At 67.0% G+C, this 25661-nt stretch carries 24 protein-coding genes; 14 read left to right on the top strand and 10 right to left on the bottom strand.

Going from position 1 to position 25661, the window contains the following annotated elements:
* Positions 1 to 3 precede the first annotated feature (3 nt).
* The 12 genes from FV220_RS25325 (at position 4) to FV220_RS01180 (ending at position 12795) form a co-directional block, all read left to right on the top strand.
* Complete coding sequence (locus tag FV220_RS25325) at positions 4 to 168, top strand: hypothetical protein (protein ID WP_162238932.1); 165 nt, start codon at positions 4 to 6, stop codon at positions 166 to 168.
* Positions 169 to 211: 43 nt separating this feature from the next.
* Positions 212 to 826 (top strand): cytochrome c oxidase assembly protein, encoded by a 615-nt coding sequence (locus FV220_RS01230; protein ID WP_147829137.1) that lies wholly within the window; start codon positions 212 to 214, stop codon positions 824 to 826.
* 165 nt (positions 827 to 991) lie between these two features.
* Complete coding sequence (locus tag FV220_RS01225; protein WP_018045001.1) at positions 992 to 1843, top strand: cytochrome c oxidase subunit 3; 852 nt, start codon at positions 992 to 994, stop codon at positions 1841 to 1843.
* 137 nt (positions 1844 to 1980) lie between these two features.
* The gene (locus FV220_RS01220; protein WP_187273292.1) at positions 1981 to 2352 is read left to right on the top strand and encodes a DUF983 domain-containing protein; all 372 of its coding nucleotides are present in this window, start codon (positions 1981 to 1983) and stop codon (positions 2350 to 2352) included.
* Positions 2352 to 3128, top strand: coding sequence for an SURF1 family protein (locus FV220_RS01215; RefSeq protein ID WP_147829135.1), 777 nt, complete (start codon positions 2352 to 2354; stop codon positions 3126 to 3128). The genes FV220_RS01220 and FV220_RS01215 overlap by 1 nt, the downstream gene beginning before the upstream one ends.
* 95 nt (positions 3129 to 3223) lie before the next feature.
* Positions 3224 to 3646 carry a DUF4864 domain-containing protein gene (locus tag FV220_RS01210; protein ID WP_056140577.1) on the top strand — a complete coding sequence of 141 codons (423 nt, stop codon included), beginning with the start codon at positions 3224 to 3226 and terminating at the stop codon, positions 3644 to 3646.
* 220 nt (positions 3647 to 3866) lie between these two features.
* Positions 3867 to 5201, top strand: coding sequence for a glycosyltransferase (locus FV220_RS01205; protein ID WP_147829133.1), 1335 nt, complete (start codon positions 3867 to 3869; stop codon positions 5199 to 5201).
* Between the two features lie 133 nt (positions 5202 to 5334).
* Positions 5335 to 6747, top strand: coding sequence for a threonine synthase (gene thrC, locus FV220_RS01200; protein ID WP_147829131.1), 1413 nt, complete (start codon positions 5335 to 5337; stop codon positions 6745 to 6747).
* A 6-nt stretch (positions 6748 to 6753) separates the two neighbouring features.
* Positions 6754 to 8049 carry a pitrilysin family protein gene (locus FV220_RS01195; protein WP_056140569.1) on the top strand — a complete coding sequence of 432 codons (1296 nt, stop codon included), beginning with the start codon at positions 6754 to 6756 and terminating at the stop codon, positions 8047 to 8049.
* Between the two features lie 401 nt (positions 8050 to 8450).
* On the top strand, positions 8451 to 11270 hold the full coding sequence (locus FV220_RS01190) for an EAL domain-containing protein (RefSeq protein ID WP_246689351.1): 2820 nt from the start codon (positions 8451 to 8453) through the stop codon (positions 11268 to 11270).
* A gap of 114 nt (positions 11271 to 11384) precedes the next feature.
* Positions 11385 to 11762: a hypothetical protein gene (locus tag FV220_RS01185; protein WP_018045009.1), complete on the top strand. Its 378-nt coding sequence runs from the start codon at positions 11385 to 11387 to the stop codon at positions 11760 to 11762.
* Positions 11763 to 11838: 76 nt separating this feature from the next.
* The gene (locus FV220_RS01180; protein ID WP_187273291.1) at positions 11839 to 12795 is read left to right on the top strand and encodes a ferredoxin--NAD(+) reductase; all 957 of its coding nucleotides are present in this window, start codon (positions 11839 to 11841) and stop codon (positions 12793 to 12795) included.
* 126 nt (positions 12796 to 12921) lie between these two features.
* Here FV220_RS01180 and FV220_RS01175 read toward each other — a convergent pair whose 3' ends face one another.
* The 3 genes from FV220_RS01175 to FV220_RS01165 all read right to left on the bottom strand — a co-directional run bounded on the left by FV220_RS01175 (position 12922) and on the right by FV220_RS01165 (position 15318).
* Positions 12922 to 13635, bottom strand: a complete 714-nt coding sequence (locus tag FV220_RS01175; protein ID WP_056140564.1) for an RlmE family RNA methyltransferase — start codon at positions 13633 to 13635, stop codon at positions 12922 to 12924.
* Positions 13632 to 14738, bottom strand: coding sequence for a Ppx/GppA phosphatase family protein (locus FV220_RS01170; RefSeq protein ID WP_026176142.1), 1107 nt, complete (start codon positions 14736 to 14738; stop codon positions 13632 to 13634). The genes FV220_RS01175 and FV220_RS01170 overlap by 4 nt, the downstream gene beginning before the upstream one ends.
* Before the next feature lie 109 nt (positions 14739 to 14847).
* Positions 14848 to 15318, bottom strand: coding sequence for a response regulator (locus FV220_RS01165; RefSeq protein WP_018045013.1), 471 nt, complete (start codon positions 15316 to 15318; stop codon positions 14848 to 14850).
* A gap of 392 nt (positions 15319 to 15710) precedes the next feature.
* Here FV220_RS01165 and FV220_RS01160 point away from each other — a divergent pair, with 392 nt between their 5' ends.
* Together FV220_RS01160 and FV220_RS01155 are read left to right on the top strand one after the other, a co-directional pair.
* Positions 15711 to 16469: a cold-shock protein gene (locus FV220_RS01160; protein ID WP_018045014.1), complete on the top strand. Its 759-nt coding sequence runs from the start codon at positions 15711 to 15713 to the stop codon at positions 16467 to 16469.
* A gap of 174 nt (positions 16470 to 16643) precedes the next feature.
* The gene (locus FV220_RS01155) at positions 16644 to 16910 is read left to right on the top strand and encodes a hypothetical protein (RefSeq protein ID WP_147829127.1); all 267 of its coding nucleotides are present in this window, start codon (positions 16644 to 16646) and stop codon (positions 16908 to 16910) included.
* Here the strand turns inward: FV220_RS01155 and lpxB are convergent.
* From lpxB to rseP, 7 genes are all read right to left on the bottom strand, one after another.
* On the bottom strand, positions 16888 to 18078 hold the full coding sequence (gene lpxB / locus FV220_RS01150) for a lipid-A-disaccharide synthase (RefSeq protein WP_187273290.1): 1191 nt from the start codon (positions 18076 to 18078) through the stop codon (positions 16888 to 16890). The two genes, FV220_RS01155 and lpxB, sit on opposite strands and share 23 nt — an antisense overlap.
* Positions 18075 to 18959: a UDP-2,3-diacylglucosamine diphosphatase LpxI gene (gene lpxI / locus FV220_RS01145; protein WP_187273289.1), complete on the bottom strand. Its 885-nt coding sequence runs from the start codon at positions 18957 to 18959 to the stop codon at positions 18075 to 18077. Before lpxI ends, lpxB begins: the two co-directional genes overlap by 4 nt.
* Positions 18956 to 19768, bottom strand: a complete 813-nt coding sequence (gene lpxA / locus FV220_RS01140; protein ID WP_147829125.1) for an acyl-ACP--UDP-N-acetylglucosamine O-acyltransferase — start codon at positions 19766 to 19768, stop codon at positions 18956 to 18958. Before lpxA ends, lpxI begins: the two co-directional genes overlap by 4 nt.
* Positions 19765 to 20229 carry a 3-hydroxyacyl-ACP dehydratase FabZ gene (fabZ, locus tag FV220_RS01135; RefSeq protein ID WP_056140547.1) on the bottom strand — a complete coding sequence of 155 codons (465 nt, stop codon included), beginning with the start codon at positions 20227 to 20229 and terminating at the stop codon, positions 19765 to 19767. The genes lpxA and fabZ overlap by 4 nt, the downstream gene beginning before the upstream one ends.
* 151 nt (positions 20230 to 20380) lie before the next feature.
* Complete coding sequence (lpxD, locus tag FV220_RS01130; RefSeq protein ID WP_147829123.1) at positions 20381 to 21445, bottom strand: UDP-3-O-(3-hydroxymyristoyl)glucosamine N-acyltransferase; 1065 nt, start codon at positions 21443 to 21445, stop codon at positions 20381 to 20383.
* Between the two features lie 47 nt (positions 21446 to 21492).
* Complete coding sequence (gene bamA, locus FV220_RS01125; RefSeq protein WP_147829121.1) at positions 21493 to 24078, bottom strand: outer membrane protein assembly factor BamA; 2586 nt, start codon at positions 24076 to 24078, stop codon at positions 21493 to 21495.
* Between the two features lie 353 nt (positions 24079 to 24431).
* Positions 24432 to 25592 (bottom strand): RIP metalloprotease RseP, encoded by a 1161-nt coding sequence (gene rseP / locus FV220_RS01120; protein ID WP_026176144.1) that lies wholly within the window; start codon positions 25590 to 25592, stop codon positions 24432 to 24434.
* Positions 25593 to 25661: the final 69 nt, after the last annotated feature.

The raw sequence follows: 25661 nt of genomic DNA, 5'->3' as shown, positions 1-25661 counted from the left end.
TCGATGCCGGAGAAATCCACGCCGCCGCGGCGTTTGACGCCCGAGGAGCAGCAGCGCCAGCGCAGGCGCTCGATCGCCATCGCCACGGTGCTGTTCGTCCTCGTGGCCATCTTCTACGCCCTGACCATCGCCAAGCTCGGACCGCAGATCCTCAACCGCCCGCTGTGACCCGATCGACAGGATCGTTCAGCGAAGAGAGTCGGACGTCATCATGACCGGCATGCCAACCAAGCGAAGCAGCACGCCGAACCGCAAGGCTTCGGTCACCGCCCTCGCCTGCGCGGGTCTGGCTTTGGGAATGGTCGGCCTCGCCTTCGCGTCGGCGCCGCTCTACGACATGTTCTGCAAGGCCACCGGCTATGACGGCACGCCGCGGGTCGGGCTCGCTCCCACTCAGGTCGCGATGGACGACAGCATGGTCGTCCATTTCGACACCAATGTCGCGTCGACCCTGCCCTGGCGCTTCGTCGCGGAGACGCCGAAGATCGAGGCGCGTCTGGGCGAGACGAAGACCGTGTTCTTCCGCGTCAAGAACACGGGGACGACCCCCTCGACGGGGATCGCGACCTACAATGTCCAGCCCGGGCTCATGGGCAGCTTCTTCGTGAAGATCCAATGCTTCTGCTTCAACGAGCAGACGTTGCAGCCCGGCGAGACGATGGATTTCCCGGTGGTGTTCTACATCGATCCGGCCGTGCGCGCCGATTCGAACACCGCCCATCTGCAGGAACTGACGCTCTCCTACACCTACTTCGCGTCGAAGAACGGCCAGCCCTCGGCCGCCCTGGCGACGACGGACGGCAAGGGTGCGAAAACCAATTTCTGAGGTCGTCAAATAATTTGGCGGGACGCGTTTTGTACGCGCCAGGTTTTTTGAGGTCTCAAGCGTGACAACACTGCGCCGTCCCGATTAAGGGTTCCGGTGTAGCCGAACGTTCAGAAGGTCAGAGCCGTTCGCGGCATTGGGCCCGGGGTGAGGAGAAGAATTGAGATGGCCGAGGCGCACGCCAAGAATCACGACTTCCATATCTTGAGCCCGAGCCCTTGGCCGCTGTTGGGTGCCTTCTCCGGCTTCCTCATGGCGTTCGGCGCCGTGTTCTGGATGAAGAGCCTGCAGATCGGCACGCTCAGCCCCGGCCCCTACATCTTCGGCGCCGGCACGATCGGTGTGCTCTACGTCATGTTCTCCTGGTGGCGCGACGTCGTCCACGAGGCGAATGCCGGCGACCATACCCGCGTGGTGCAGCTTCACCACCGCTACGGCATGATCATGTTCATCGCCTCCGAGGTGATGTTCTTCGCCGCCTGGTTCTGGGCCTATTTCGAGGCGGCGCTCTACACCGCCGACCCGATCCAGACCACGCGCCTGGATTTCACCGGGGGCACCTGGCCGCCCAAGGGCATCGAGGCGTTCGATCCCTGGCACCTGCCGCTCCTCAACACGCTGATCCTGCTGACCTCCGGCACGACGATCACCTGGGCTCACCACGCCCTGCTGCACAACGACCGCAAGGGCCTGAAATACGGTCTGTGGCTCACGATCATCCTCGGCGTGCTGTTCACGGCCTGCCAGGCCTACGAGTACAGCCACGCGCATTTCGGCTTCTCGGGCAGCATCTACTCGGCGACCTTCTTCATGGCGACGGGCTTCCACGGCGCTCACGTCATCATCGGCACGATCTTCCTCGCGATCTGCCTATACCGGGTCTATCTCGGCCAGTTCACAGTCCAGCAGCATCTCGGCTTCGAGTTCGCCGCTTGGTACTGGCACTTCGTCGATGTGGTCTGGCTGTTCCTGTTCGCGTCGATCTACGTCTGGGGCGCCGGCACGGCGGCTCACTGACACCGGTCCCGCCTCATCGAGGCGAAGCGACACAGGTATGAGAATCAGGGCGGCGCGAGCCGCCCTTTTTCGTGCCATGACTGCCGGGAACCCCATATGGGGCGGACGGCGGACTCGCCCGTCACCGAGGAGCAAGCATCGTGAATCACCCTCGGCCGCTACCGCCGCCAGTTCCCACCGGATTGCGCTGCCGCTGCCCCCGCTGCGGCAAGGGCGCGATGTTCGACGGCTTCCTCACGTTCCGGCCGTCCTGTGAGGTCTGCGGCCTCGACTATTCGAACTTCAATTCCGGCGACGGCCCCGCCTTCTTCGTCATGTCCATCGTCGGCATCGTCGTCGTCGGGCTGGCGCTCTGGCTCGAGATCACCTTCGAGCCGCCGATCTGGGTCCATGCCGTCGTGGCCATCACCCTGTCGGTCGGGCTGAGCCTCGCCCTCGTGCGCCCGTTGAAGGGAATGCTGGCGGCGCTTCAATTCGCCAACAAGGCCGCCGAGGGGCGCTTTCGCTGATGCCCAAGCCTGTTCGTCCGGGCGCCGTGCGGGCGCTTGCGGCGCCCGCCATCGCCTCGCTGATCTGCCTTGCCATCCTGTTGAGCCTCGGCGTCTGGCAGTTGCATCGCAAGGGCGAGAAGGAAGCCCTGATCGGCCGCATCGTCGCTCGCTCGCGCGCCGAGCCCCCTGCCCCTCTCCCGGCCCGAAACGATTGGGATCCGGCGCGGGACGAGTTCGAGCGCGTGCGGGTGACGGGGACGCTGCTGAACGATCAGGAGACCCTGGTCCACGGTCTCGCGGCCGGTGCCGTGCCTGGCAAGGCTCTCCAGGGCTTCTACGTTCTGACACCGTTGAAGCGGGACGATGACGGCAGCCTCGTCATCGTCAACCGGGGTTTCGTGCCCACGGAGTTGAAGGATGCGGCGCGGCGCCAGCCGGGACAGGTCGCCGGATCGGTCACGATCACCGGGATGCTGCGCGGTTCCGAGATACGGACCATGTTCGTGCCGCCGCCGGAGCCCGCCAAGGGAGAGTGGTTCCATCGCGACATCGACGGCATCGCCGCTGCGAGGGGGCTCACCGTGATGCCCTATCTCATCGAGGCGGATGCCACGCCGAACCCCGGCGGCTGGCCCAAGGGCGGACAGCTTCGCGTCGACCTTCCCAACAACCACATGCAATACGCCTTCACATGGTTCGGCATCGCCGCCTGCCTGGTCGGCGTCTTCGGCGTCTTCGCGTGGAAACGTCTCTCGGAAGAACGGGACGGCTCCGCGAGCAACCCGGCCACATAAGGAAGCCGGCAGGGCTCGGGATCCGGGCTCGCTCTTGCCGGCCGGACGCGTCGCGCTATCCTGACGTCGGACATCCCCATCGCGGAGTGTGGTCCATGCGCGCCGTCCTCTCCCTGCTGATCGCCCTCACCTGTCTCGCTTCGGAACCGGCCCGGGCCGCAGACGAAGCGGCGAAGCTCGCAGCCAGGGCGACGGTGGAGCGTCAGATCGCGGCGTTCCGCAAGGACGACGCGGCCACCGCCTATGCCCAGGCCGCCCCGTCGATCCAGGGGATGTTCGCCTCACCGGACACGTTCATCGAGATGGTCCGGAAGGGATACGGTGCCGTCTACCGCGCCCGCAGCTTCAGCATCGATCGTGTCGAGGAGAGCGGCGAGGACGGTCTAAGCCTGGGCATGACGCTGCAGGACGAGAACGGCATCGACTGGACTGCGCTCTACAGCCTCGAAAAGCAGAGCGACGGCACATGGCGGATCAATGGCTGCCGCCTCGTCAAGGCGCCCGGCGACAACGCATAGGCGAGGTCCGGCTGGGATGGTCATGGCCCGGTCTTTCCCGAAGCCTGAAGCTCCCTAAAGAACCCGATCCGCCGGTAGATGCGCCGCGCCCCCTTCGCGGCTAAAGAAGGCCTCAGGAAGCCCTCCGTGACGACCGGTCCTCGTACCGAGCGCGACGGCGCGGTGGGAATTTGGTGAGAGACGTTCGAGGTCTCGCCGGATCGAGGAGGATGAGGTCGAGATGAGCGGAACACAGCCGGTGGATCCGTATTGGGCGGCTCTCCTCGCGTTCCTGGACGAAGACAGCGCGCTCCTTGCCGCCACGGCGGCACCGGACGGGCTCAAGGAGTATCGCCCGGGCCTGATCGCCTTCTCGGACCTCGACGACATCCCCTCTGTCCGGCAGGTGGTTTGCCACAAGGGCCTGATCGAGCAGATTCCGGTACGTCTGCTCGCCGCCAGTTTCGGAAGGGCCAAGCTCGCTTTCTCCAACGAGGTATTCGTCGTGTTCCGTCTCGGGCACAGCGAGTCGGACCACGTTCGGTCGTTCGAGATCGATCTCGCCAACCATCTCTCCAGTTCGGATCTCGATGCCGGGCAGCCCGCCGCCCGGCGCAAAGAGGTGACCCGGCCGCTCCTCCGGCGGCCCGTCGCATCCGCGAGAGGCGTGGGCGTGCCCCGCATCGTGGCAGCCCTTCAATCCCCGACGCTCCTCAACAACTGGGCGTCCGCCGGCGGATGGAATCTGGAAGCGGCCAAGCTCGGCGATCATGACGGCTTGGCGGAATCGGCCCTGCTGCAGGTTCCGTCCTGGGACGGGAGCGACGAGAACGTCGCAGCCGTCCTCGTGACCACCCCGCTTCAGCTCGAGGAAGCCAGAACCCATTTGCCCAACGCCGCCCATATCTGGATCATCCACAACGGACGCGCGGGACTTCTTCCGCCGAAGCTCATCGACGAGGTGGATGGCGTCATCACCTTGTCCCGCAAGGTCCTCGCCCTTCAACGCACCCATCATCCGGCGTTGCTGCACAAACCGTCCTGGGTGATCGCCCCCTGGTACGAGCCCGAGCGGCGTTACCGATGGAGCGCGGACCGCGCCTGGACGATGAAATCGCGGCCGAACACGCGCGATCGCTACGACCTGGCGCTGACCCATCAGGTCATCGAACTGGCCAAGCGGCGATCCGTCGACATCGTCATGTACGGACAGGACACGGTGGGAGGCTTCCTCGACGGGCGCGCCAAGGACGAGTTGCAGAGCTCGTGTTCGTGCTACGTCAGTCCCCTGCCGCCCTGGGCGGGGTTCGGCCTGGCGCAGCACGAGTGCCTGTCGGCCGGAGTTCCGCTGGCGGGCCTGCTTTGGGGCGACTTGGAAGAGGACCTTCCGGCCCCGTATCCGGCTCTCACCGAGACGCTGGACGATCTGGCCGAGACCATACGGCGGCTCTGCACCGAGGAAGCCCATGCCGAGGCGGTGTCTGAGGCGGGGCTGGACTACATCGCTCAGGCGCGAACGAAGTCTCGGACGGAGCGGGCGATCGAAAGGTTCCTCGACGAGGTCGGCGGAGCTTGATCGATTCGGTCTTCGCGGAAACGGCGCCGCTTCATTCATCTATCGGCGAAGCGTGATCCCGGACGTCGGCAATTTCCGGCTTTCGACAGCGCCATCCACTTCGTGTAGACCGGCCCCCTTCCCGGAGGCCCCTTTGCTACACGTTTCGACCCGCGGCGCCGCGGCGCCCCTCAGCTTTTCCGATGCTCTCCTCGCCGGCCTTGCCCGCGACGGCGGTCTGTACCTGCCCGAGAGTTGGCCGCAGATTTCCCGTGCCGAGATCGCCGGGCTCGCCGGACAGCGCTACGCCGATGCGGCCAAGCTCGTCCTGAGGCCGCTGATCGACGGCGAGATCGCGGACGCCGATCTCGACCGGATGATCGAGGACTCCTACGCCACCTTCCGCCACCCGGCGGTGTGTCCGCTGGTGCAGCTCGACGACAACCTGTTCCTGCTGGAGCTCTTCCACGGTCCGACGCTGGCGTTCAAGGACGTGGCGATGCAGCTCCTCGGCCGGCTGATGGACCACGTCCTGCGGTCCCGCCGCTCCCGCGCCACCATCGTCGGCGCCACCTCGGGCGATACCGGCAGCGCCGCCGTCGAAGCCTTCCGAGGGCTCGATCAGGTCGACATCTTCATCCTGTTCCCGCATGGCCGCGTCTCCGAGGTGCAGCGCCGCCAGATGACGTCGGTGGGCGCGGACAATGTCCACGCCATCGCCATCGACGGCAATTTCGACGATTGCCAGAACATCGTCAAAGCCTTGTTCCAGCACGCGGATTTCGCCGACGAGCTGCGACTTTCCGGCGTCAACTCGATCAACTGGGCGCGGGTCGCCGCTCAGGCGGTCTATTATTTCACCAGCGCCGTGGCCCTGGGCGCACCGCACCGCCCCGTCTCCTTCGCGGTGCCGACGGGCAATTTCGGCGACATCCTCGCCGGTTGGGTCGCCAAGCGCATGGGCCTGCCCATCGAGCGCCTGATGATCGGCACCAACGCCAACGACATCCTGGCCCGCACCCTGGAGCATGGCGCCTACGAGGTTCGCGGCGTCCAGCCGACCACCTCGCCCTCCATGGACATCCAGATTTCCTCGAATTTCGAGCGCCTGCTGTTCGAGGCTCTGGGCCGCGACGCGTCGAGCCTGTCGCGACTGATGGCCGGTCTCAAGCAATCGGGCGGCTTCCACCTCGACGAGGCGGTCCTCAAGGCCGTCCGCGGCGAGTTCGATGCCGCGTCCGTTCCGGAGGAGGCCGTCATCGCCGAGATCGCGCGGGTCCACCGGGAGATCGGCATGGTCATCGACCCGCATACCGCCATCGGCGTTCATGCCGGCCGGCGCCTTCTGGAGAAGGACGGCAAGACCCCCGTCGTCGCCCTCGCCACCGCCCATCCGGCGAAGTTTCCGGATGCCGTCGCGCAGGCGACGGGCGGCCTTCGCCCCGTATTGCCGCCGCACCTCGCCGATCTGCTGGATCGGAAGGAGCGTTTCACCCGCGTCGCCAACGACCAGGCGGCGGTGGAAGCTTTCATCCGCGCACATTCACGCATCACGGCGGGGAACTGAGAACCCATGAACCAGCATTTCGCGACCCATGGCGCTTCTCCCGGCCTGAAGGTGTCCCGCCTCTCCAACGGCATCACCGTCACCACGGAGACGATGCCCGGTGTCGCCACCGCGACCCTGGGCGTCTGGGTGGGCGCCGGGTCGCGCCACGAGAGGCCCGACGAGGGCGGCCTCAGCCACCTCATCGAGCACATGGCGTTCAAGGGGACCGAGACCCGCTCGGCCCGCCGGATCGCCGAGGACATCGAGAATGTCGGCGGCGACATCAATGCCGCTACCAGCGCCGAGGGCACCAGCTACACCGCCCGCGTCCTCGGCGAGGATGCCGGCGTCGCCCTGGACGTCATCGGCGACATCCTCACCCGCTCGGTCTTCGACGCGGGCGAACTCGCCCGCGAGAAGGGCGTGATCCTGCAGGAATACGCCGCCATCGAGGATACGCCCGACGACGTGGTCTACGAGGCCTTCACCGCGGCGGCATTTCCGGACCAGCCGATCGGCCGTCCGATCATCGGCACGCCGCAGACCATCGCGAGCTTCGACCGCGACGCCATCGAAGCCTATCTCGCCCGCGAATACACCCCGGACCGCATCGTCGTGGCCGCAGCGGGGGCCATCTCCCACGAGGCCATCGTCGAGGCGGCCGAGCATCATTTCGGCGGGATGCCGGCGACAGTCGCCCCGGACATGGTCCCCGGCACCTATGTCGGCGGCGAGAAGCGGATCCAGAAGAAGCTCGAACAGGCCAATCTCGTGCTGGGCCTGCCCGGTCTCTCCTTTCGCGACGAAGGCTATTACGCGCTCCACATGTTCGCGCAGGTGCTCGGCGGCGGTCTCACCTCGCGGCTCTGGCACGAGGTGCGCGAGACCCGCGGCCTCGCCTATGAGATCCAGGCATTCCACTGGTCCTTCGTCGATTGCGGCCTGTTCGGCATCGGCGCCGGCACGTCCGGCTCGGATCTCGCCGAACTCGTCGACGTGACCCTGGCGGCCACGGCCAAGGCGGCGCGCGATGCCGATTCCGTGGAGGTCGCCCGCGCCAAGGCGCAGGTGAAGGTGGCACTCCTATCGGCCCTTGAGACCCCCGGCGGCCGGATCGAGCGCAATGCCCGCCAAATGCTCGCCTGGGGCCGGGTGATCCCGCCTCAGGAAGTCATCGCCAAGATCGATGCCGTCACGGTGGATGACGTCAGGGCGGCGGGATTGCGCCTGCTCTCGGGCGCTCCGACGCTCGCCGCGATCGGCCCGATCAAGAAGCTCCCGTCCCTGGAGAAGATGACGGGCGTGCTGCGGGCGAATTGAGGGGCGCCGCCGGCCGGGCGGCTCGGCGTCGAGGATAAGGCTTTCGACGACCGACCGAACGCCCGGCAAAGGGTCATGGGTTTGATCTCATACCGGCGATTGTCGACCCTGTTAGCGTTCCAGGCGTACGCCTCCACGTTTCAGAAGTGTGTCCGGCTTGTTTTGGCCGCAAAAGGACGCGATCCAAAACGCCTCGGCGCTACGCCAAGAAGCAGTGGGTGCCGCGATTGCGGGCAAGCCGCTCGCCTTGTCCGTGGACCCCCCCGCCGGTACGACTGGGCCACAAGCTGAGCCGTATTCCTCGTCAGTGCCCGCCCGGCCGGAACACTCGCCCGTTGCGCAGATCTTTCCTCGTCCTCACCGCCTTCGTCTCGCTCCTGATCGGCTTCCTCGGAACGGGGATGCCGGCTTCGGCCGTGGAAGCCGTGCGCGTGACCCTCGACGCTCCGGCGATCGATCTGACGCCGATGATCGAGCGCTATCGCTCGGACGGCGACCTGATCCAGATCTCTACCGCCCCCGGCAAGGACGGCATCGTCCGCCGTATCGTGGTGAAGGCCCGCGACAGCGGAGCGCGGCCCGACTGGATGGTCTTCGCGCTCACCAACGACACCGACGAGCAGGTCGACCGGGTCCTCGTGGCGCCCCATTTCCGTCTCGTCGGCTCGGGCGTGATCTGGCCGGACCTCGGCGGCTCGCGCATCGCGGCGATCACGGCGAGCCAGGGTATCAGGCCCGAGCGGGACGAGAACCCGGAAGCCGACCAGTTCGTGATCACCCTCGATCCCGGCGCCACCGTCACCTTCGTCGCCGAGCTGAACGGGCCGAACGTGCCGCAGGTCTATCTCTGGGACCAGGAAGCCTACCGCAAGAAATCCACCGGCCTGACGCTCTACAAGGGCATCATCATCGGCATCGCCGGGCTGCTTGCCCTGTTCCTCACGATCATCTTCGTGGTGAAGGGCGCGATCATCTTCCCCGCGGCCGCCGCCCTCGCCTGGGCGGTGCTCGCCTATGCGTGCATCGATTTCGGGTTCCTGCAGCGGGTCTTTCCCGTCACCGAAGTGGCCGAGCGGGTCTACCGGGCCTCCGCAGAGGCGGTGCTGGGGGCGACGCTCCTCGTCTTCCTGTTCGCCTATCTCAACCTGAGCCGCTGGCATGTGCGCTACGGCCATGTGGCCTTCTTCTGGCTCGCGTTCCTGGCCGGCCTCGTGGGCCTGGCGGTGTTCGACCCGCCGGTGGCGGCGGGCGTCGCCCGCATCTCCATCGCCGCCGTCGCCGGCGTCGGCCTGCTGCTGATCGTCTATCTCGCCATCCATAACGGCTACGACCGGGCGATCCTGCTGGTGCCGACCTGGTTCCTGCTCCTCGTCTGGGTCGTGGCCGCGGGCTTCGCCATCACCGGCCAGATCGGCAGCGACCTCGTCCAGCCCGCCCTCATCGGAGGCCTCGTCCTCATCGTCATGCTCATCGGCTTCACGGTGATGCAGCACGCCTTCACCGGCGGCGGGATGACCCACTCCCTGGTCTCGGACACCGAACGGCGTGCCCTGGCCCTGACGGGCGCCGGCGACGTGGTCTTCGACTGGGACGTGCCGGCCGACCGGGTCTTCGCCGGACAGGAGATCGAGAACCAGCTCGGCCTCAAGCGCGGCACCCTCGAGGGGCCGGCCTCGAACTGGCTCGGCCTCGTCCACCCCTTCGACGTGGATCGATACTCGGCCGCCCTGGACACGGTGATCGAGGAACGGCGCGGCCGCATCGTCCACGATTTCCGCCTGCGCTCCACCGAAGGCCTCTATGTCTGGTACCGGCTGAAGGCCCGGCCGGTGATCGGACCGGACGGTGAGGTCATCCGCATCGTCGGCACCATCTCGGACGTCACCGAGGTGAAGACGGCCGAGGAGCGTCTGCTCTACGACGCGATCCACGACAGCCTCACCGGCCTGCCCAACCGCGAATTGTTCAACGACCGCCTCGACGCCGCCCTCGCCTTCGCGAGCCAGGACGCGCGCCTGAAACCGACGACGATCCTCCTCGACGTCGACCGGTTCAAGGCGATCAACGACGCCATCGGTCTTTCGGCGGGCGATTCGATCCTGCTCACCCTGTCGCGCCGTCTCGGCCGGCTTCTGCGCCCGCAGGATTCCCTGGCCCGCATCGCAGGCGACGAGTTCGGACTGATCCTGCTCTCGGAGCGCGAGCCGGACCGCATCCTCGCCTTCACGGACATGATCCGCCGGGCCATCGCCACGCCGATCACCTATGCCGACCGCGAGATCTTCCTCACCGTCTCCATCGGCATCGTCCTGCACGAGGCCGGTGCCGCCCTGAAGCGCGAGGACGTGTTCAAGAACGCCGAGATCGCGATGATCCAGGCCAAGCGCAACGGCGGCGACCGCACCGAAGTGTTCCGCGCCTCCATGCGCAACGAACGCAGCGACCGGCTGATGCTCGAAGCCGACCTGCGCCGCGCCCTGGACCGCAACGAGATGAAGGTGCTGTTCCAGCCCGTCGTCCGCCTGGAGGACCGCACGGTAGCGGGGTTCGAGACGGTCCTGCGCTGGGACCACCCCAAGCTCGGCCGCATTCCGCATTCCACCTTCATGCCCATCGCCGAGGAGAGCGGATTCGTCGTCAATCTCGGCATCTTCGCCCTGGAGCGCACGGCCCTCGAACTCGCCGCCTGGCAGCGCTCACTCGACGTCGATCCGCCGATCTTCGCATGCGTGAACGTGTCCTCGCGGCAGATCCTCCGGCACGACCTGCTTCACGACGTGAAGACGATCCTGGCCCGCTCGGGCGTGCTTCCCGGTTCGCTCAAGCTCGAACTCGGCGAAGGGCTGGTGATGGAGAACCCGGAATACGCGGCCCAGATGCTGAGCCGCATCCACGATCTCGGGGCGGGCCTCTCGCTGGACGATTTCGGCACCGGCTACTCGGCCCTGTCCTATCTCCAGCGGTTCCCGTTCGACACGATCAAGATCGACCCGAGTTTCGTGCGCCAGATGGCGGCCGGGCACTCGGTGATGCTGCGCTCCATCGTCAAGATGGCCCAGGAACTCGGCCTCGCGATCATCGCCGACGGCGCCGAGAACGAAACCGATGCGCAGGCCCTGGCCGAGTTCGGCTGCGAATACGCGCAAGGTCCTGCCTTCGGCGATCCGATGTCGATGCTCCAGGCCCGCCAGCTGGTCGGCGCGGCAACGGAAGCGGCCTGATCGCCAAACCGCGACGGTTGAATTAAACCTCCCTTAACCATGATCGCTCATCGTGACGGTCGAGATGGATCGAGCGGCGCGGCACGGTCTGCCGTTCGACAGGAGGCGGGCGTGATGGCCGAAGCGGCATTGCGATTAGGTGATGAATTCGGCCCGGGCGAGGATTTCGGCTCGGATATCGTGAAGCGCCTCATGGCGCGCCCGATCCGCACCGGCGCCGCGCGGAAGCGCGTGGACATCGCTCCGGTGACATTGCCGGTGGAGCCGCGGGCGGAGGTGGCCGAGGAGGCCGCACCGTCCGACGACCTGGCGCGGCTGCGCTCCGAGATCATGGTGATGAAGGCGGTCCTGCGCGCCGAGCGGGAAGAAGCCGCCAGCGTCCGTGCCAGCGTCGAGCGTCTCGCCGGGCCGGCACCGCTCTCGCCGGAAGCCTGCGCGGTGCGCGACCGCTGGGCCGCTCTCGTGGATCAGTTGCTCGACGGACACCGGTGAGGTCTCCGCCATCGGCCGGCGCGCGTCATCCGACGCCGGCTTCCTTTCGACTTCTCTCACCATTCGAGGCTCGACCATGAGCGCGCGCTGCTCGCTTGTCGTCAACGGCAAGGCCGTGCGGGTCTCGACCGGCGATACGCCGCTCGAAGCCGCCCTTGCCGACGGCGTGATCGCCCCCACCACCGGCCTGCACGGGTCACATCTCCTCGGCCAGGGCGCCAGCCCGTCGTCGCGCCGCGCCCAGGCCCGCCTGCACCGGGCAGAGCCCGTCAAGCTCTCCACGCCCCGCCCGTCCAAGGCGGCCGAGAGCCTTGTCTTCGCCGAGGTGAAGCCGGCCGCCCAGGCGCGCCGGGTCGGCACCGTCACGCAGATCGTTCCCCTCGGCGCCCATGTGGTCGAGGTCGTGGTCACGATCACGCGCCGTCTCGACATCGAGCCCGGTCACCAGGTCACCGCCGCGTTCGAAGGGTTCGACCCGATCGACGTGAGCCCGACCCTGCGCCTCGACGGCACGACGGAGCTCAACGAACTCGTCTTCCACCTGCGTCTCGGACATGCCTGCGACGCGGTCGCCCATGCCCTCGGCGAGGAGATCCTTCTCGGGCATCCGGTCAAGATCAAGGGTCCGGTCGGTCGCGGCTATTATCGTCCCGGCGGCGGTCGTCTTCTCCTCGTCGGCCGCGAGACCGGCTTCGCGCCGATCTGGGCGATCGCCCGGGCGGCGCGCTACATCGAGCCACAGCGCGAGATCGTGGTGGTGATCGGGGCGAGCGACCCCCTCGACCTCTACATGCGCCCGTCGCTCGACTGGCTCAGGGCCACGGGAGTCTCACGGATCACCCTCGTCGCCGACAGGACGCGGCAGCGCCCCCCGGATGTTCGTCCGGGCCCCCTCACCGCACACCTCACCGGCCTGAAGACCACCGACGTCGTGCATGTGGCGGGTGACGCCTCCACCGTGGGCGCGGTCGAGGTCCTGGCAGCGGGTGCCGGCGCGCGATGCTACCCGATCCTGATCCCGCCGGGACTCTGACCGCGACGGCTCATACCGGGCGGCGCAGATCCCAACCGCCGGTCGACATCGGCTCGCCCGGCGAACGGTCGCCGCCCTGCGATCAAACCGGCAGACGGCCATGAGAGCCCTCATTGCCATCCGCTGTCAGGCGTCGTCCTCGGCAGTTTCGGCGACGGCTCCGCGAAACCCGGTCGCCAGCACGTAGAGTTCGCTCGAATCGGCGCGGCTCGCCGAGGGCTTCACGTGGCGCACCAGGGTGAAGTCGCGTTTCAGGTCGGCGAGGAGCGTGCCCTCCGTCCCGCCCTGGAAGACCTTGGCGAGATAGGTGCCGCCCGGCGCCAACACCTCGCGGGCGAATTCGGCGGCGGTCTCGGCGAGGCCGATGATGCGCAAATGGTCTGTCTGCTTGTGGCCGGTCGTGTTCGCCGCCATGTCGGACATGACGATATCGGCCTGCCCGCCGAGAAGATCGATCAGCCGCTTCGGGGCGTCGGGATCGAGGAAGTCGAGGGTGATGAACTCGACGCCGACCATCGGCTCGATCTCGAGCAGATCGATGCCGACGATCCGCCCGCTCGGCCCGACGATCTTGGCGGCGACCTGGGACCAGCCGCCGGGTGCGGCCCCCAGATCGATGATCTTCTGGTTCGGCTTCAGGATCTTGAAGCGCTCGTCGATCTCGAGAAGCTTGAAGGCCGCGCGGGAACGGTATCCCTCGCGCTTGGCCCGCGCCACGTAGGGATCGTTGAGCTGCCGTTCGAGCCAGCGCTTCTGAGAGGCGGTACGGCCCCGCCCCGTCTTGACCCGCTGCTTGAGATCGCCCCGCAACCCGCCGCCCGCACCACGCCTGTCGGTCAACGGTAGCCTCCGCGGCGCCAGACGCCGTCTTCGCGCATCATGTTCATCAAAAGACCTTCGCGCAGCCCCCGGTCGGCGATGCGTAGCCGTTCGGAGGGGAATGCCCGGCGGATCGCTTCCAGGATGGCGCAACCCGCGAGCACGAGATCGGCCCGATCACGGCCGATGCAGGGATTGTCTGCCCTCTGGTCGAGGCGCGTGTCGAGCAGATCGTCGATGGCGTCGCTGACTTCGCCGTCGCTCATCCACAAGCCATCGACGCGGCGGCGCTCGTAGCGTGCCAGTCGCAGATGCATGGCGGCCAGCGTCGTCACCGTTCCGGACGTGCCGAGGAGATGGAAATGCCGGGCATTGGCCGCCGGCGCGGCGCGGATGGCAAAGCGCGACAGCATGTCGGCCACCTCCTCCACCATGCCCTCGAACGTCAGGCGGGTGACATCGGCAGTTCCGTGCCGCTCGGCCAGGGTGACCACCCCGACGGGGAGGGAATCCCAGGCGCGGATCCGTAAAGTGGGGTCCGCCGAAGGGTTGGTGGCCGCGCCGTCGAGCCAGGCGATCTCGGTGGAGCCGCCGCCGATATCGAAGATGACAACCGATTCCGAATAGGGGTCGGCCAGGGCGGCGCAGCCGGTGACGGCGAGGTAGGCCTCGGTCTGCCGGTCGACGATTTCGAGATCGAGCCCCACCTCGTCGCGCACGCGCGCCACGAAATCCGCCCCGTTGACAGCAAGCCGGCACGCTTCCGTGGCGATGATCTTGGCACGGGCGACGCCGCGTGATTCCATCTTGGCGCGGCAGACGCGCAGAGCCTCCAGCGTGCGCTCCACGGCGGCTTCGCTGAGACGGTCGGACGTCCCCAGCCCTTCGCCGAGCCGGACGATGCGCGAGAAGGCATCGACCACGCGAAAGCCGTGGGACGCAGGCTCGGCGATCAGAAGGCGGCAATTGTTCGTGCCGAGGTCGAGGGCGGCGTAAGCATTGCGCCGTCCGGGCCGGTAACCCACCACGGGCGACCGAGCCGCATCCGGCAAGGCGGGAGCGCTCGGTGAAGACGGGCCAGCCATAGGGCGGGCCGGCATCATGGCGGCGCTCTCTTCCCTCATCGGCCTAGCCGGCATCCTCGATCGTGGCCCGACCGGGTAGGTCGACCGTCATGCGATAAGAAGCCTACAGGCCTTGGGCGTCAGTGCAAAGCCTCGATCTATGATCGGCTTAGAGAGCTTTGCCGGCTGCCGTCATTCTCGGCACCGGACGCAGGAGGCTCTTCACCTGGGAGAACGGCCGGGGCCGGTTGATGACTTCGTCCAGGCGCGACCACAGGGTCTTGGGCGAGAACGGTTTGGCGATGATCTCGTTGACCCCGAGGGAGATGGCACGGTCGACGACGTTGCGGCGGGGCTGCGCCAGCATCAGGATGATCGGCACGGTGGGCGACGGCGACGTGGTGGGCGTGCGGGCGAGGCGGATGAACTCCTCGCCGGACAGGATGGCGAGGTCCCAGTCGATGATCGTGATGTCCGGCTTGCTCTCGGCCAGCACACCCAGCGCCTCGGCACCGTCCGGCGCTTCGAGGACGCGTTTGATTCCCACGCGCATCAGCATGTCGCGAACGATTCGGCGAATATAGAGGCTCTCGTCCACGACGAGGGCCGAAAGATCCGGAAATGACGGGGTTGCGATCATCGGCCAGGGGTTCCGGGCCACCGGCTTTCGCAGGCGCCTGTGCGCATCCTAGCGGCCATCGATGTGCATTTTCCTAACGCGATCAGGAAAAATTGGGAACGCGAAGTCGTTCATCCGCATGGCGTTTGCGCATCCTGTACGCAATGGCCTCCTGTCGGAAAGGCAGGCCTGAGACGGAACGGAGTACGTAATCTGTCGCAGGAAATCCGCGGAACCTTGCAGAGTCCGGCGAGAAGCACCTTGCGAGAGAGCCAAGATTCAGTCAGGACTAAGGCGTTATTCTTGGTCACCGCTGCTGAGAGTGATGATAGTGTGGTGAAGTGCCCGTCTGGGACGGCGCGCACCCGGTATTCAAAGACAGATGGTCGGCGGACGGTTTTTGCGAGCTTTCGATGGGACGTGGTCGTGATTTCAGGGGGCCGCAGAAGCGCGGCTTCGATGAGGGTGGTGCCGAGCCTCGCTGGCCGGATCAGGCACCCCCGAGCGGTGGCTTCGGCGGTGGATATGGCGGTGGCGGCGGCGGTTTCGATCGTGGTCCGGCCCGTGCTGCAGCCGCTCCCTCTGGACCGGAGCGTGACGCGACGGTCAAGTGGTTCAATAAGGAGAAGGGCTTCGGCTTCGTCGAACTGGCTGACGGTTCCGGCGACGCGTTCCTTCACATCCGCGCAGTCGAGGCTGCGGGCCATGCCGATCTGCTTCCCGGCACGCGCCTGACCGTCCACACCGCGCAGGGCCAAAAGGGTCCGCAGGTCACGGACGTGACCAGCGTCGACACCTCGACGGCCGAGGCCGAGGCCCCGCGTCGTGCGCCCGCACCCCGCGCCGGTGGTTTCGGTGGTGGTGATCGCTTCAGCGGCGGTGGCGGCAGCTACGGTGGCGGCAACGATCGCTTCGGCGGTGGTGCTGGCGGCGGTGGCGGTCGTTTCGCCAGCGGTCCGTCGGTCGAGATGAGCGGCACCGTGAAGTGGTACGACCCGGCCAAGGGCTTCGGCTTCGTCTCCGTCAATGACGGCGGCAAGGACGTGTTCGTGCACCGCTCGGCCCTGTCGCGCGCCGGACTCGAGTCCCTCGCCGAAGGCCAGCAGGTCACCCTCAGCGTGATCGACGGCCAGAAGGGCCGCGAGGCTCAGAGCATCAACGCAGATTACTGATCGGTGAGAGAGCTTTCGGGTCAGACCGCGGTTACGCGGCCTTGCCCACGGAGAGACGAATCAGCGGCGGCCTTCGGGTCGCCGTTTTTCGTATCCAGCATCCTCGGGGGAAACCCTATGACGGTCTCCGAACGAAACGATCCGAAGGGACGATGCCGGGTGCCGGGAACAGCGATGCGTACCGTCTTCATGACGATGAGCCTGTGCCTGCCGACGGCTTTCGCGGTTCCAGCGCAGGCCGAGGATTTCACCGGCTTCTATGCGGGCGTGAATGCCGGCTACGCGTTCGGACGCGACGAGGCAGCGCGAACACCGGATATGCCGTCCCTGTCCTCGACACGCGGGGCGGACGACCGGGCCCTCCCGCCCAGCGCCCTCCAGGCCTCGGAAGTCATGCGGGGCGCGAGACCGAAAGCGCTTACGTCGACGACGGTCCGCTGACCGCGGGGCGAGCCGCCGACAGCACGATTCTCGCTGCCTTGCGGCTCGGCTCGTCATCGCCCGCGAGGCGCATCGAGCCGTCGATGCGTTGAAGCGAGCGCACCTGCGCGTCACGCGCCGCGCCGCCCTTGAGGAGCGGAAGCAGGGCCTCGCCCAGGCGGCCGGGGGTGCATTCGGCCTGAATGAATTCGGGCATGGCATTCTCGCCGAGGATCAGATTCGGCAGCACGATGGTCGGCACCTGGATCAGCCGCCGCGCCACGGCCTCCTCCAGGCGCGAGACCTTGTAGGCGACGACCATTGGCACACCGGCCAGGGCGAGTTCGAGGGTGACCGTGCCCGAGGCCGCCAGGGCCGCGCGGGACCGCCGGAAGGCCGCGTATTTCGCCGCCTCGCCATGCACGATCGTCACAGGGCGGGACCAGGAAAGAGCCAATCGCTCGATCATGGCGCGATGGCGTGTGACCGCCGGGAGCACGGCGTCGATAGGCCCGTATCGCTGCACGAGAAGGTCCAGGGTGGCACCGAAGACCGGCATCAGCCGCTCGATCTCGGAGCGGCGCGAGCCCGGCAGGATCACGAGGGTCGGCGGCGTCCCCTCCCGCGCCGCCGCCTCCGCGGAATCCGGGCGCAGCTCGGCCAGACGCTCGATGAGCGGATGCCCGACATAGGTGCAGTCCGGGCCGCCGAGCCGGCGATGCGCCTCCGGTTCGAAGGGCAGGAGCGCCAGGACGTGGTCGATGAACGGCCGCATCTTCGCCGCACGCCAAGGCCTCCACGCCCAGACGCTGGGAGAGACGTAATCGACGATGGGCAGATCGGGCAGGCGCTTTCGCACCCGCGAGGCGACCGCATGGGTGAAACCGGGACTGTCGATGATGACGAGGACGTCCGGGCGCGCTTCGACGATGTCCCGCACCGTCTGGCGAATGCGGCGCAGAAGGGTGCGCAGGCGGGCCGCCACGGGCAGGTAGCCCATCACCGCCACGTCATCGAGGGGAAACAGGGAGAGGAAGCCCTGCGCGGCCATGGCCTCGCCGCCGACCCCACCGAACGTCACCTGCCCGTCGGAGAGGTCCGACAACGCCCGCATGAGCTTGGCGCCGAGCTGATCGCCAGAATCCTCGCCGGCAACGAGCCAGATTCGTCTGGACGGATGCATGGTCATGCCTCAATCCGCAAACCGATGAGGAACAGGCCCGCACGGTCGGCCTCGGCCACCGTGGCGTCCCTGTCGATGATGAGGGTGTAGCCCGCCTGGATGGCGATGCCGGCGCAGCCCGCCGCTGCGGCGGCCTTCACCGTGCGCGGACCGATGGCCGGCAGGTCGACCCGCAGATCCTGGCCGGTCTTGGCGAGTTTCACCAACACGGTACCGGGCTGAGCCGTGCCCAATCCGAACGGCTTGCGCCCGAGGGCACGCGCGCGGGCGAGCATCCGGTCGGTGCCCTCCGGCCCCTCCACCGCCAGCGCGCGCTGGGCCGCGACGACGATCGCCTGGCCGACATCGTAGGCGGCCAATGCCGCGAGGATGCCGCAACCCGTGGCGATGGAGGCCCGCGCCGCGAGATCCGGCGCGAGGCGCCCGACCTGCCCCTCTGGACTCAGCAGGTCCGGCGCCACGTCGTGGATGCCGACGACGCGGTGGCCGTTATCCTCCAGAAGGACGAGGGCGCCCCGCAGCAGCCGGTCGTCCCCTCCCCCCGAAATGGCCCGGAGCGCATCGCGATTCCGCAAGGCCGCCGCCGCGTTGAGGATGGCGGCGGGGTTGGGCCGCGAGACTCCGCCCACCGGTATGACGCAGGCCGGCCCCCAGGCCTCGAGGATCTGCAACGCACCGGCGATGTCGAGGAGATCGACCGTGGCCTCGGCGCGTGCGCGCATCGGGCGTTCGGCGAAACCACGGATGGCGAGCACCCGGAACGGGCGTCCCGACCTATCGAGGGATTCGGCCACGAGTTCGGGGAGCCGCCCCGCGCCGGCGACCAGAACCAGACGCTCCTCCGGATGGGGATCGACAAGAGAGGTCGGCTGGAGAGAGGCGGTCAAGCCGAGCCCGGATTCTCGCGCGGGGTGCAGATCGAGCGTTTACCGCCCACGCGGATGAAGGCGATGATCTCGGCCACGGCACGATGCGCCTCGAACTCCGCCGCCACGTCCTCCACACGCTCCATCAGGGTGCCCTCCTGGGCAAAGAGCAGGCGATAGGCCCGGCGCAGGGCATGGATATCCTCGCGGGCGAAACCCCGGCGCTGCAGGCCGATGATGTTGAGGCCCGAGAGATAAGCGCGGTTGCCGAGCGCCATGCCGTAGGGAATGCAATCGTTCTCCAACCCCGAGAGGCCGCCGACGAAGGCATGGGCCCCGACGCGGGCGAACTGGATCACGGCGGCTCCACCACCGAGAATCGCATAGTCGCCGACGCTGCAATGGCCGGCGAGCATGACGTTGTTGGAGAAGACGACCCCATCGCCCACCCGGCAATCGTGCCCCACATGGGAATTGGCAAGAAAGGTGCACTTGTCGCCGACGACCGTCTCGAGGCCGCCGCCGGCCGTGCCGGGATTCATCGTGACGCCTTCGCGAATCAGGCAGTCGGCCCCGATAGTCAGCGTCGACGCCTCGCCGCGAAACTTCAGATCCTGCGGTGGATGACCGATGGACGAGAAGGGGTAGAGCTTGGTGCGGGGACCGATTCCGGTGCGTCCGGCGACGACCACGTGACTGACGAGCTCGCAGCCCTCACCCAGGACGACCTCCGGCCCGACATGGCAGAAGGGGCCGATCCGCACGCCTTCGCCGATCGTGGCCCCGTCTTCGATGACGGAGCTCGGATGGATCTCGGCCAATGCGCTCACTCCGTCACCAGCATGGCGCCGATCTCGGCCTCGGCCACGAGGGTGTCACCCACCCGCGCCTGGCCCTTGAACCACCACATGGTCCGGCGCTGGTTCATCTTCGTCATGTGGTACCGCACCGTGTCGCCGGGCACGACGGGCTTGCGGAACTTGCACTTGTCGATGGTCATGAAGAACACCTGCTTGGCCCGCATCTCGTCGGTCTTGATGTGCTGGCAGCAGATGGCGCCGGCGGTCTGGGCCATGCCCTCGATCAGCAGGACGCCCGGGAACACCGGCAGGCCCGGAAAATGCCCGGTGAATTGCGGCTCGTTGAACGAGACGTTCTTGATCCCGATGCAGGAGCGATCCCCGTCGATCTCGATGATGCGGTCGATCATCAGGAACGGGTAGCGATGGGGCAGAAGTTCCAGGATCTTCTGGATGTCGGCCGAGCCCAGATCTTTCGGCATGTCACTCATCGATCGAACAATCCCATGGCGCCCCGGCGCCCCTGACGCCTCGCCCCGAACCTTGGAAGAAAACCGAACGTCGTCATCGGCATAAACGCCAACGGATGCAAGTCTCGGAGAGTCGTGCAGCCGGTCATCCCGTGCCGGGGACGGTTCCGGCTCAGTCCTTGGGGGGCTCGCTCGTGTCGCGGCCCGACTTTTCCGCGAGGCGGGCGAGAGCGGTGAGTTCGCGGAACCAGGTGCGCACGGGCTTGGCCGGCGTACCACCCCAGCGGCTTCCGGGCGGGACGTCCCGGTTGACGTTCGAAGACCCGGCGATCTGCGAGCCCATGCCGATCCGCAGGTGCCCGACCACGCCGACCTGGCCGCCGAGGACCACGTAATCCTCCAACGTGGTCGAGCCGGAAATGCCCACACCCGAGACGATGACGCAGTGGCGCCCGATGACGACGTTATGGGCGATCTGGACGAGGTTATCGATCTTGGTCCCCTCCCCGATCACGGTATCGCGTCCGGCGCCGCGATCGATCGTGGTGTTGGCGCCGATCTCGACATCGTCCTGCACGATGACGCGGCCAGTCTGGGGCACCTTGAGATGCCCGCCCGGTCCCATGGCGAAGCCGAATCCGTCCTGGCCGATGCGCGCGCCGGGATGAAGGATCACGCGGTTACCGACGAGGGCATAGGCCAGGGTCACCCCCGCCCCGATGGAGCAATCGCGGCCGATGCGGACATTGGGGCCGATCACGGCGTTCGGGCCGATGACCGTCCCCGAACCGATCTCGGCACCGGGACCGATCACGGCGCCGGGATCGACGATCACGCCGTCTTCGAGGCGGGCCTTGGGATGGACATGGGCGCCCGGAGATACCCCCTCGGTGGCGAATTGCGAGTGGGGCCGCATGGCCTCCGGGTGGAAGCGCGCCAGCAGGCCGGCATAGACCCGGTACGGATCACGCGTGACCAGGGCCACCGTCGTCGGTGGCACCTTGGCCGCGAAGCGCGGTGAGACGAGGCAGGCCAGCGCCTTCGTCTGCGCCAGGACATCGCCGTAGCGGGCGTTGTCCATATAGGCGAGGTCGCCGGGGCCTGCGGTCTCCAAGGGAGACGCGCCGCCGACCATCGCGCCAGGGTCCGCGCCTTCGGGAAGCGAAATGCCGGCAGCCCCGGCGATGTCGCCGAGGCTGAGGGCCGTGCTGGATGCGAAGAAGATGGGATCAGACATGATGCGACAACGCACGGGCTTCGAGAAGGAAGCCCGTGCGTCTTGGCTCAGAAGCGCGAACCGCCGGAGAAGCGGAAGGCCTGGAGCTGATCCTTGCCGACGCGGCCGAGGAAGCTGCCATCGGCGTTGTAGATCTTCTGGCCCTCGTCCTTGGTCAGGGCGTAGGCGTAATCGAAGCGGATCGGGCCCAGCGGCGAGTTCCACAGGATGGACGCACCGATCGAGGAGCGGATCGTCATCTTGTCGCGGACGTTCAGGCATTCCGGCTCGACGGTGATCGCTCCGGCACCCAGCGCCGTGTAGGCACAGGCCCCGCCGGGTGCGATGCCGTTGATGATCGCGTCGCCGTTCACGTTGAACTGGGTGCGGCTGTTGTAGCCGAACAGCGTACCGGCATCGGCGAAGACGGCGCCCTTCAGACCGAGATCACGCGGAATACCGTAGATCGGGAACTGAACTTCGAGCGTACCGCCGAAGTAAGTCGTACCGCCGACGGCATTCGAACGGGAGTCGGCGCTGCCGACGTCGCGGGGACCGATACCGTTGGGCGCGAAGCCGCGAACGAGCGACGGGCCGAGGAAGTACTGATCGGTGATGCGCAGCTTCTCGTCGGTGAGCGGCGAGATATGGCCGCCCTGGAAGCGGGCGAAGCCGACCACGTCCTCGTAAAATTCCTTGTAGTAGCGAACGTCGCCAGCCACGCGGAAGAACTTCGAGTCACCGCCGAGACCGGCGATTTCGGGTTTCAGCTCGGCATAGAGGCCGTTCCGCGGCTGGGCGAGGTTGTCCAGCGTCGAATAGGCAAGCGTCACACCGGCAAGCGAGGTGAGCGTGTTGCCGGTCGAGCCCTTAAGAGCAATCGAGGCTTCGCCATTGAAGGCACAATTATCCGGGTAGCGCGCCAGACCGCCCGTGTTGAGGCCGGAGACGGGGTCGATCGTGCCCGCCGGGTTCACCGTTGTGAAACCGGGGATCGGGTTCGAACAGTCGTTATACGGCCGCTTGGTGCTGTTCGGGATCGTCAACTCGGTGTTGTAGAGCGAGTAGCGCAAGGTGACGCCGAACTCTTCCGTGATCGGCAGGCCGACGCGGATCTGGCCACCGTAGACGGTGGTCTCATAGCGCGAGTAGCGGGTCAGATCGCTGTACTTGTAGAAGGCGTCGAAGCCGGCGGCGAGGCGGTAACCGAGGAAGTACGGCTCGGTGAAGGAGAAGTCGACGCCGCGGGAGTACTGGCCGCCGGTGCCGGCGACGCGGACATACTGGCCGCGACCGAGGAAGTTCGACTCGGAGACCGAGACTTCGCCGATGATGCCGTCCTGGGTGGAGTAGCCGCCCGCCACCGAGAACGAACCCGTGGGCTGATCCTCGACGTCGATGTTGATGATCACGCGGTCGGCCGACGAGCCCGGCTCGTTGGAGAAACGGACCTTCTTGAAGAAGCCGAGACCATTCAGGCGACGCTCGGCGCGATCGGTGAGAACGCGGTTATAGGCATCACCCTCGGTGAGATCGAGCTCGCGGCGGATGACGTAGTCGCGGGTGCGGGTGTTGCCGCGGATGTTGATGCGCTCGACATAGACGCGCGGGCCGTCCTCGACGACGAAGCCGAGGGCCACGGTGTGGGAGGCGCGGTCGCGCTGGCCGGTGGGGCGGACCTGGGCGAAGGGGAAGCCCTGGCGGGCGACCTGGTTGGTCACACCGGAGAGGGTCTTCTCCACGTCCTCGGCGTTGTAGACGTCGCCCACGGCGGCGCGGACCTCGCCGTCGAGGATCTGGGTGTCGACACCCGGCAGGCGCGAATCGATGGCCACCGCGCCGACGGTGTATTGCTGACCCTCGTCCACGGTGACGGTGATGACCCAGCCGGCATCGCCCTCGCCTTCGACGTAGCGCGCATCGGCATTCACCACCCGGAAATCGGCATAACCGTTCTTCAGGTAGTAGCGGCGCACGAGGTCGAGATCGTTGGTGATCCGGTCGGGATCGTAGACGTCCGAGGTCTTGATGAACGAGAGGAAGTTCATCTCCGACGAGCTCATCAGCTCGCGCAGCTTGCTGTCGGAATAGGCGCTGTTGCCGACGAACTTGATCGCCTTGATGCCGGTCTTGTCGCCTTCCTCGATCACGTAGATCAGGTCGATGCGGCCGTTGGGCAGATCTACGGTGCGGAAGCTCACCTTGGCGGTGCCGCGGCCGGCGCGGCGGTAGATCTCGCGGATGCGCTGAAGATCGGCCTGGACGATGCCCTCGCTGAAGCCGCCGCGGGCCTTGGCCTCGACCTCGGCTTCGAGCGTCCCCTTCTCGACCTTCTTGTTCCCCTCGAACACGACGCGGTTGATGAGGTTGTTCTCGCGCACCGTCACCACCGTCCCGCCGCCGCTGCGCGAGACCTTCACGTCGGAGAACATGCCGCTCGCCAGAAGGTTGCGGCGGGCCTCTTCGGGAGATCCCGAGGCCGTGCCGGTCACGTAGGACCGGATCGTGTCGGCATCGACGCGCTTGTTACCCTGGACGACGATCTGCTGCGCCTGTGCCGTACCGCCCAGAACCAGCCCTGCGGCCGCGGCAGCGACTAGGACGATGGTCCGTTCGGCCGACTTCCGCCGGCGCTTCCCCGTCATCGACATCATGTAATCGCCCGTCTCTATTTATTAACAGTCCGGGTTTGCACCCGCAGACAGGCGGTCGTTGTCCGACCGTCCCGTCACCTGGTCCCAAGCTCAGCTTCTACCGAGTTTCCCGAGCGAAGCAAACGCTCGGACCTGGGCTGTAGGGGGGATTTTGGGGAGACGTGGCCTTCCGGTCACTTAACGGTTCCCGTTCATCGCTCGATAAGGTGAATCAATCGTCAATTTGCAGCAAAAAGCCCGCCCCGAGGACTGGGCGGGCTTTTCGATTATCGAGCTCGATCAAGGCGTTACGGAGACATCCACAGCCTTGCGAGAGACGCGCTCCGCGGCGCCGCGGAGACGATGGCGCCGGGTCAGGAACCCCGTCCGGACCAGGACGCGCCGAGGTTCAGGATGTCGTTCCAGGCGGCGAACAGCATCAGGAAAAGGACCAGGGCGAGCCCGATCCGGAAGCCGATCTCCTGGGTCTTCTCGCTCAGGGGACGGCCGCGAACGGCCTCGAACGCGTAGAACAACAGGTGGCCACCATCGAGGAGGGGGACCGGGAAAAGGTTAAGCAGGCCGATCGACACGGACAGGAGCGCCACAAGGCCGATGAGCCCTCCGACACCTCCGACTTTGGCGACCTCGCCCGAAACGCGGGCGATCCCGATGGGTCCGGAGAGCTGATCGGCGGATTCGCGCCCGGTCACCAGCTTGCCGAGGTAGTTCATCGTCCGGTCGACCACGAAATAGGTCTCCGACACGCCGAGCCCGAGGGATTGGACGAGGCCGTAATGCCGGACCTGGGCATCGGCGCCGTTCGGTCCCTTGATGCCGAGGCGGCCGAGGCGGTGCTTGCCGAACGGCGTGCGCTCCTCCACCGCGTCGGGAATCGCGGTCAGGGTCTTCGTCTCACCGCCGCGGTCGACGGTGACGGCGAGGCTGGCGCCGGCGCTGCCGGAGACGGTGCGCTGCATGTCGAGGAAGTTGGTCACCTGCGTCCCGTCGATGGACGTGACGAGGTCGCCGGGCTGGAAGCCCGCCCGCTCGGCCGCACTGCCCGGCATCACGCCGTCGATGCGCGGCGGAAGCTCGTAACGGCCGGAGACATAGATCGCCCCGGCAAAGAGCGCGATGGCCAGGAGGAAGTTGGCGATGGGTCCGGCGGCGACGATGGCCGCGCGCTTACCCAGGCTCTGGGCCGGGAAACTCGTGGCGCGCTCCTCGGGCGTCATGCGCGCGAGGGCGGCGGGATCGGCCACGCTGGCGCCGTTCGCGTCGCCGTGGAACTTGACGTAGCCGCCGAGCGGGATCGCCGAGACCTTCCAACGGGTACCATGGCGGTCGTTGAAGCCGAAGAGTTCGGGGCCGAACCCGAGGGAGAAGGCATGGACGCCGACCCCGCACCAGCGGCCGACGAGGAAGTGGCCCATCTCGTGGACGAACACCACGATGCTGAGCACGATGACGAAGGGGATCACCGACCCGAAGAAGCCGGAGGCCGTCCCCCCCATCGAAGCTAGAAAGTCCATTCGTCGATCCTCAGGGCCTCGCGAGGGGCCAACATACGTCCATAGCAGATCGGATCGCGGACGAGCGAA

It is taken from the genome of Methylobacterium sp. WL19 (genome assembly GCF_008040005.1).
In the GTDB taxonomy this organism is placed as follows: domain Bacteria; phylum Pseudomonadota; class Alphaproteobacteria; order Rhizobiales; family Beijerinckiaceae; genus Methylobacterium; species Methylobacterium bullatum.
This window is presented reverse-complemented; position numbering and strand designations above follow the sequence as displayed.

What these genes read in the sequence shown, in the direction of transcription:
- FV220_RS01210 (WP_056140577.1), top strand. Translation starts at nt 3,224, where the DNA reads ATGCGCGCCGTCCTCTCCCTGCTGATCGCCCTCACCTGTCTCGCTTCG.
- FV220_RS01230 (WP_147829137.1), top strand. Translation starts at nt 212, where the DNA reads ATGACCGGCATGCCAACCAAGCGAAGCAGCACGCCGAACCGCAAGGCT.
- lpxD (WP_147829123.1), bottom strand. Translation starts at nt 21,445, where the DNA reads ATGTCTGATCCCATCTTCTTCGCATCCAGCACGGCCCTCAGCCTCGGC.
- lpxB (WP_187273290.1), bottom strand. Translation starts at nt 18,078, where the DNA reads ATGACCATGCATCCGTCCAGACGAATCTGGCTCGTTGCCGGCGAGGAT.
- fabZ (WP_056140547.1), bottom strand. Translation starts at nt 20,229, where the DNA reads ATGAGTGACATGCCGAAAGATCTGGGCTCGGCCGACATCCAGAAGATC.
- FV220_RS01160 (WP_018045014.1), top strand. Translation starts at nt 15,711, where the DNA reads ATGGGACGTGGTCGTGATTTCAGGGGGCCGCAGAAGCGCGGCTTCGAT.
- bamA (WP_147829121.1), bottom strand. Translation starts at nt 24,078, where the DNA reads ATGATGTCGATGACGGGGAAGCGCCGGCGGAAGTCGGCCGAACGGACC.
- FV220_RS01155 (WP_147829127.1), top strand. Translation starts at nt 16,644, where the DNA reads ATGCGTACCGTCTTCATGACGATGAGCCTGTGCCTGCCGACGGCTTTC.
- FV220_RS01170 (WP_026176142.1), bottom strand. Translation starts at nt 14,738, where the DNA reads ATGAGGGAAGAGAGCGCCGCCATGATGCCGGCCCGCCCTATGGCTGGC.
- FV220_RS01195 (WP_056140569.1), top strand. Translation starts at nt 6,754, where the DNA reads ATGAACCAGCATTTCGCGACCCATGGCGCTTCTCCCGGCCTGAAGGTG.
- FV220_RS01180 (WP_187273291.1), top strand. Translation starts at nt 11,839, where the DNA reads ATGAGCGCGCGCTGCTCGCTTGTCGTCAACGGCAAGGCCGTGCGGGTC.
- FV220_RS01165 (WP_018045013.1), bottom strand. Translation starts at nt 15,318, where the DNA reads ATGATCGCAACCCCGTCATTTCCGGATCTTTCGGCCCTCGTCGTGGAC.
- FV220_RS01185 (WP_018045009.1), top strand. Translation starts at nt 11,385, where the DNA reads ATGGCCGAAGCGGCATTGCGATTAGGTGATGAATTCGGCCCGGGCGAG.
- FV220_RS25325 (WP_162238932.1), top strand. Translation starts at nt 4, where the DNA reads ATGCCGGAGAAATCCACGCCGCCGCGGCGTTTGACGCCCGAGGAGCAG.
- FV220_RS01215 (WP_147829135.1), top strand. Translation starts at nt 2,352, where the DNA reads ATGCCCAAGCCTGTTCGTCCGGGCGCCGTGCGGGCGCTTGCGGCGCCC.
- FV220_RS01225 (WP_018045001.1), top strand. Translation starts at nt 992, where the DNA reads ATGGCCGAGGCGCACGCCAAGAATCACGACTTCCATATCTTGAGCCCG.
- FV220_RS01205 (WP_147829133.1), top strand. Translation starts at nt 3,867, where the DNA reads ATGAGCGGAACACAGCCGGTGGATCCGTATTGGGCGGCTCTCCTCGCG.
- rseP (WP_026176144.1), bottom strand. Translation starts at nt 25,592, where the DNA reads ATGGACTTTCTAGCTTCGATGGGGGGGACGGCCTCCGGCTTCTTCGGG.
- FV220_RS01190 (WP_246689351.1), top strand. Translation starts at nt 8,451, where the DNA reads ATGCCGGCTTCGGCCGTGGAAGCCGTGCGCGTGACCCTCGACGCTCCG.